The following is a 5,743-nucleotide window of genomic DNA, read 5'->3' as shown; positions in this document are numbered from 1 at the left end:
GCCCTGGGGGGGCGGCCCATGGATGCCCGCTGGACCGGGCGGGAACGTCGGCCCGGGTGTCCCGTCGCCCGGGTACAGCGTGGAGCTCATGGGTACTGACGCTGTCCCAGCCGGCTGGGAATTCCCTGAGAAGTACCTGAGAGCCTGCCGGGACCTGCGCGGGGCACCCTGGGCGACCCCGCACCGGCTGGCGCGGGGCGCCGGGTGCCCGGGCGCGTCGGCCGGGCACTCACCAACTGCAAGGTCAGCAGGGCCTGGGTGAGCTCGGTGCACGCGGCCGCGAGCCGATGCTGCGGGTCGGGTCGATGCCGGGCTTTGAGCCGGCCGTGGTCGGCTTCGATCCGGTTGTTCTCTCGGGCGGCGTCGACGTGGCAGGCTTCGGGAAGCAGCTCGCCGAGGAGCCGCGGGTACACCGGTGCCGCGTCGGTGGTGACCTCGACCGGCCGACGGCCGTGAGAAAGCGCCCGCACGAAGAACCGGCGGGCGGAGGCCTGGTCGCGGCGGGTGCTGCTGGGGTCAGGATCGGCGGCGGGGGGTGTACCAGGCGCCGACGGCGATGCGGGCGGCCAGGCCGAACAGCCAGAACAGCGCCAGGCCGAACAGGGAGGACACCATGATCGCGGCAAACAGCGGTGCGGACTGGAGGCGCTGGGTGTAGTCGTCGATGAGGCTGCCGATGCCCGGCTGCCCCTGCCGGAAGAAGAAGTCACCGACGATCGCGCCGATGACCGACAGCCCGGCGGAGATACGCAGCCCCGTGAACACCGCGGGCAGGGCGCTGGGAAACTCGAGGTGGACGAGCCTCGCCCACCGGCCAGCCTGGCGCAGCGTGAACAGGTCATGCTGCTCGGCGTCGGTCGACTGGAGCCCGAACAGGGTGTTGATGATGATGGGGAACAAGGCGACCAGGACGCACACGACGGTACGGGACCAGAATCCGTACCCCAGCCAGAACCCGATCAGCGGCACGATCGCGAGGATCGGGATCGTCTGGAGCGCCACCGCCCAAGGGTAGAACGACCGCTCGACCCAGCCCGCCTGACTCATCAGCACGGCAAAGATCATCCCGAGGGCGGCGGCGATGGCGAGCCCCACGAGCGCGACCTTCGCCGTCGCGCCCAGTCCCCTCAGAGTCTCGTGGAAGGTGGTCCAGTCCCCGAAGCCGTCGGTGACGACCTCGTGCGGCGGCGGCAGCAGGAAGCGGCGGCGGGGGGCCAGCGCGAGGTAGGTCACGGCGTACCAGACGCCGACGACGGCGGCCAGCACGACCAGCGGCGGCCCGGCCCCGCGGACCGTGCGGCGCAGGCGGCCGGGGCGGCGGGGGCTCTCGGCCGCCGGGGCCGTGCGCGGTGCCCGGGCAGTCGCCGTCATGTGAACGACTCCTGTAGCGCCGCCGAGACGGCCCGGGCGACGTCGCCGAAGGCAGCGTCGAAGCGCAGGTCGGCGGGCCGCGGGTAGGCGAACGGGACGTCGACCTGCGCGAGGACCCGCCCCGGTCGGGCTGACAGGACGACGACCCGGTTGGCGAGCCAGACCGCCTCCACGACCGAGTGGGTGACGAACAGGGCCGCGAACCCCTCGCGGGCGTGGAGCCGCTGCACCTCCTCGCCGAGCCGCTGCCGCGTGATCTCGTCGACCGCGCCGAACGGCTCGTCGAAAAGGAACAGCGACGGCCGCACCGTGAGCGCCCGGGCGAGCGAGACCCGCATCCGCATGCCGCCGGACAGCGCCGTGGGCCGGTGACGCTCGAACCCCTCGAGCCCGGTGAGGGAGATGGCCGCGGCCACGAGTTCGCGCCGCCGTTTCTTCGGCACGCGGTCGAGTTGGGCGAACAGGCCGACATTGCCCTCAACGGTGCGCCACGGCAGTAGCGTGGGATCTTGAAAAACGTAGCCGGGGGTGCTGGGCCCGACGGCAACCGTACCGCTGGAGGGCTCGGTCAACCCTGACGCGATCCGCAATAGTGTGGACTTCCCCGAGCCCGAAGGCCCGACCACCGTCACGAACTCGCCGTCGGCGACCGTAAGTGACACTCCCCGCAACGCGTCGGTGCCATCGGGGAAGGTCTTTCCCACGTCGTCGAACGCCAATGCGATCCCCGGCGCAATGGGCACCGTCTCTCCCTTCCTGCCACGGAGCCGGGCCGTCGGCGACATGCCGGCGTCCTTATCTGAGCGAATCGTAGTCCCCGGCATGGGGGGCCGTTACCGGGCGTGCCCTGACGCCGTCCCGGTGTCATGGCCGGGAAACAGTCCCGGAGCGAGGGCCACCGGCCCGGTTATCCCGGCGCTGTGGGTGAACCCGGCTACATGAATTCCATCATCATCCGGTAAGCTGAAGGGAACGTGGCCGGATGAAGGCGGGGGAATGACGCTGCAACGGGCGAGCGGGCCGATAGTGCGCCGCGTTGTACTGGGCACGCAGCTACGGAGACTCCGGGAAGCGAAAGGCATTAGCCGGGTGGATGCTGGCTACAGCATCCGGGCATCCGAGTCGAAGATCAGCCGTTTGGAGTTGGGCCGGGTCAGTTTCAAGGAACGCGATGTGGCCGACTTGCTGACACTGTATGGCGTCACGGGCGAGAGGGACCGCTCACCGCTACTCGAACTCGCCCGTCAGGCTAACGAGCCCGGTTGGTGGCAGGGTTTCACCGACGTGATGCCGGGGTGGTTTCAGCCATACCTGGGCCTGGAGGAAGCGGCGACCCTGATCCGGACCTACGAGCTTCAATTCATCCCCGGCCTCCTCCAGACCAAGGATTACGCCCGCGCTGTCATGGCCGGAGCTCGCCAGGTGGACGGCGACGACGTCGTCGAACGTCGGGTCCAGGCACGGATAAGTCGGCAGGCCATTCTCGACCGGCCAGATCCGCCCCGGGCATGGGCGATCATTGACGAGGCGGCACTGTGGCGCTCGGTCGCCGGGCCGGCCGTCATGCAAGGCCAGCTCGAACACCTGATCGCCCTGAACGCGAACCCGAACATCACCATCCAGGTTATTCCATTCAACGTCGGCCCCCACACCGCCGAAGGGGGCGCGTTCAGCATTCTGCGGTTCGGTGAGCCGGACATTGCCGATGTCGTTTACCTGGAGCACCTCACGGGCTCCGTATATCTCGACAAGCCGGACGACGTCACCCGTTACACGCTCGCCATGGACAATCTGGCACTCAAGAGCACGGCGCCCGACGACACGGTAAAGGTCATCGAAAAAATCGCCTCGTATCACGCCGCGTGACGCCCGCCTCCGCCCGGCTGGCGGAAGTCAGGGCTTCCGGCCGATGCCACACAGGTCGTCGATCGCCAGGGGCGGTTCGGCCGAGGGGTCTGGCCGCCACAACGGCGTCGAGACCAGACCTGGCTCGACGAGTTCGAAACCGTCGAGAAAACGGGCCACCTGCTCGGGGGTGCGCAGGTGGTACGGAAAGCTCTCGTGCTCGTGGAGATGGTGGATGGCGTCGGCACGGTCCTCGCCCATGACCGCGTAGGTGCCGTCCTTGAACACAAGGTAGCTGCCGGAGGGCAGGGATTCGCGCAGTTCGCGCACGATCGCGTACGCCTCGTCGAGGTCGGCCACGTTTCCCATGATCCCGAGCATGATCAATCCGATTGGCTGGGTGAAGTCCAGGGTCTCGCGGGCGGCCTGGAGGATCTTCTTCGGCTCGCGGACGTCGGCGTCGACGTAGTTCGTAGCCCCCTCGGGCGTGCCGACCAACAGGGCCCGCGCGTGCACCAGGACCAGCGGATCGTGGTCGACGTAGACGATCCGCGAGTCGGGGACGATCCGCTGCGCTACCTCATGGGTGTTGTCGGCCGTCGGCAGGCCGGTACCGATGTCGAGGAACTGCCGGATACCCACCTCGCCGGCCAGGTAGGTGACCGCGCGGCCGAGAAAGGCCCGAGCCTGCCGGGCGATCTGCACAATCTCGGGGAGCAACTCGTAGAGCCGGTCGCCGAACTCGCGGTCCACCGGATAGTGGTCCTTCCCGCCCAGCCAGTAGTTCCACACCCGCGCCGAGTGCGGCACGGTGATGTCGACAATGGGTGCCGAAGCATCGCTCATGAGTAACGTTCCCTTCGCCGCGTGGTCACAAGAACCCGATGCTCATCATAGGGAACGTCCGGGGCGGCCCCGCCCCGGACGTCGTCCTTCTTCCGTTGCCGCCGGCGTCCCTTACTTCAACGTCACGGCCTTGTCGAGGAACTCGTTGGTCACCAGGTCCGAAGGAACCAGCCCCGCCTTCGGCGTACTGCCCTTCGCAGCGAAGACCGGGACCAGCCGGCCGATCAGTGTCCCTACCCGGGCCGTGTCGAAGCTGCCCAGTACTCCGTCACTACCGTCGGCGATCAACCCAAGCTGCTTCTGCGTGGCGTTGCCGTACGCGAGCAGCCCCGACGAAAGGGTGAACCCGCCTGTGTGCAGCGTACTGACGACCTTCAGCAGGAGCTGGTTTACCGGCGCCGGATTAGCGACGTAGTCCCGCTGCGCCCGCTGCAACAACGGCACCAGCTTGGCCAGGCAGGCGCGCTGGGTCGACACCTTGTCCGGCCGAACGGCCAACGCGGAGATGTACGCCGGGTATTCGTCCTGCAGAAGTAGGTGCTTCACCGGCTTGCCCCACGCCTTGACGTCGTGCTGGAGCAGGTAGGGCTCGTTGGTGACGAAAGCCTGCTGCACGATCTTGCCATCGGCGGCGACGAACCGGTCCGGGGACCCCTGATAGGAGGTGTCGACCTGGGACTTGGTCAGCAACCCCTCCCGGACGAAGACATCGGGAAAGGATGTCCCGCTCGCGCTGGCCAGCACCGTCGCGCCCGACTGGCGGATCTCGGCGGCGTTGGTGAAGTTCCACGCCGGGTTGCCCCAGATCAGCGCCAGCGGAGACTTCTCGTAGGGCGCGAAGACGGCGACCGACCGCTGCCCCCCGGAGGCCTGCACAGCCTCGTCCGTTCCCACATAGCCGGCCAGGATGCTGTCGTCCTGAGCCAACAGCGAGGTCACCGGCTGGAAACCCGTCGCCGGCCCGCCGGCGCGCACCTGGAGCCTCACGCCGGTAGCACCCAGCGGTCCCTCAACCCGGTTCTTGCTCACGTCGATCGTCGGGTTGGGGCCTAGAAGCTGGTACAGGTACCCGTCGGGAAGACCAGGCCACCAGTTCGCCTGGATGACGACCGTGGACGGGCAGATCCCCTTCAGCGGCGTCGCGTAACGCGACTCGGCGGCGGACCCCGTAGCCGATGGGCTCACCTCACCGGACCCACTCGACGAGCCGGAACACGCGGTCAGGCCGAACGCCAGCACCGCGGCGCACCCCGCCACCCAACGGCGGCGAAACATCGAAACTCGCACCAGTCCAGATCTCCTCAACACGGTGAAATATGTGAGCACCCGGGGTGAGAACACCGGGCTTGCGCTGCTCCTGACATCACGGCGGGCCGTCTTCGCCCACCGTCAGGATTCCACATCACCGAGGGCAGGATGGCACGAGGTGCCAATTCCCCGTACAGCTTCAGCCCCGGTAGAATCGGGAGTGCGACGCGCAGTAGCCGTAGCCGTAGCCGTAGCCGGCCAGTTCCAAGTGCTGCACCGTCGGCCGCGGCATTCCGCACGGCACAGTGAGCCTTTCCCTGCAACGGGCCGTCACACTCCGCGTTCGATCACTATCTGTGACGGGCGGAGGGGGGTAGGCAGGGAAACGCGGGGCCTCGGTAGGAAGTAGTCCTTCCACAGAGCAACTTCCGAG

At 68.1% G+C, this 5,743-nt stretch carries 5 protein-coding genes and 2 pseudogenes; 1 reads left to right on the top strand and 6 read right to left on the bottom strand.

Annotated features, from left to right (window positions below):
* Positions 1-299 precede the first annotated feature (299 nt).
* The 3 genes and pseudogenes from NBZ85_RS33910 to NBZ85_RS26645 all read right to left on the bottom strand — a co-directional run.
* Positions 300-512, bottom strand: a pseudogene (locus NBZ85_RS33910) (DDE-type integrase/transposase/recombinase); the annotation flags it as partial.
* A 4-nt stretch (positions 513-516) separates the two neighbouring features.
* Positions 517-1,371 carry an ABC transporter permease gene (locus NBZ85_RS26650; protein ID WP_261557647.1) on the bottom strand — a complete coding sequence of 285 codons (855 nt, stop codon included), beginning with the start codon at positions 1,369-1,371 and terminating at the stop codon, positions 517-519.
* Positions 1,368-2,114: an ABC transporter ATP-binding protein gene (locus NBZ85_RS26645; RefSeq protein ID WP_261557646.1), complete on the bottom strand. Its 747-nt coding sequence runs from the start codon at positions 2,112-2,114 to the stop codon at positions 1,368-1,370. The genes NBZ85_RS26650 and NBZ85_RS26645 overlap by 4 nt, the downstream gene beginning before the upstream one ends.
* A 253-nt stretch (positions 2,115-2,367) precedes the next feature.
* Here NBZ85_RS26645 and NBZ85_RS26640 point away from each other — a divergent pair, with 253 nt between their 5' ends.
* The gene (locus NBZ85_RS26640; protein ID WP_261557644.1) at positions 2,368-3,237 is read left to right on the top strand and encodes a Sco1979 family transcriptional regulator; all 870 of its coding nucleotides are present in this window, start codon (positions 2,368-2,370) and stop codon (positions 3,235-3,237) included.
* A gap of 27 nt (positions 3,238-3,264) precedes the next feature.
* On the opposite strand, the gene NBZ85_RS26635 is transcribed toward NBZ85_RS26640, so the two are convergent.
* The 3 genes and pseudogenes from NBZ85_RS26635 to NBZ85_RS33905 all read right to left on the bottom strand — a co-directional run.
* On the bottom strand, positions 3,265-4,062 hold the full coding sequence (locus NBZ85_RS26635) for an SAM-dependent methyltransferase (protein ID WP_261557642.1): 798 nt from the start codon (positions 4,060-4,062) through the stop codon (positions 3,265-3,267).
* Positions 4,063-4,173: 111 nt separating this feature from the next.
* Complete coding sequence (locus NBZ85_RS26630) at positions 4,174-5,247, bottom strand: substrate-binding domain-containing protein (protein WP_261557641.1); 1,074 nt, start codon at positions 5,245-5,247, stop codon at positions 4,174-4,176.
* A gap of 191 nt (positions 5,248-5,438) precedes the next feature.
* Positions 5,439-5,614 (bottom strand): annotated as a pseudogene (locus NBZ85_RS33905) (IS982 family transposase); the annotation flags it as partial.
* Positions 5,615-5,743: the final 129 nt, after the last annotated feature.

It is taken from the genome of Frankia tisae, from assembly GCF_025403405.1.
GTDB classification, from domain to species: domain Bacteria; phylum Actinomycetota; class Actinomycetes; order Frankiales; family Frankiaceae; genus Frankia; species Frankia tisai.
This window is presented reverse-complemented; position numbering and strand designations above follow the sequence as displayed.

What these genes read in the sequence shown, in the direction of transcription:
- NBZ85_RS26640 (WP_261557644.1), top strand. Translation starts at nt 2,368, where the DNA reads ATGACGCTGCAACGGGCGAGCGGGCCGATAGTGCGCCGCGTTGTACTG.
- NBZ85_RS26650 (WP_261557647.1), bottom strand. Translation starts at nt 1,371, where the DNA reads ATGACGGCGACTGCCCGGGCACCGCGCACGGCCCCGGCGGCCGAGAGC.
- NBZ85_RS26635 (WP_261557642.1), bottom strand. Translation starts at nt 4,062, where the DNA reads ATGAGCGATGCTTCGGCACCCATTGTCGACATCACCGTGCCGCACTCG.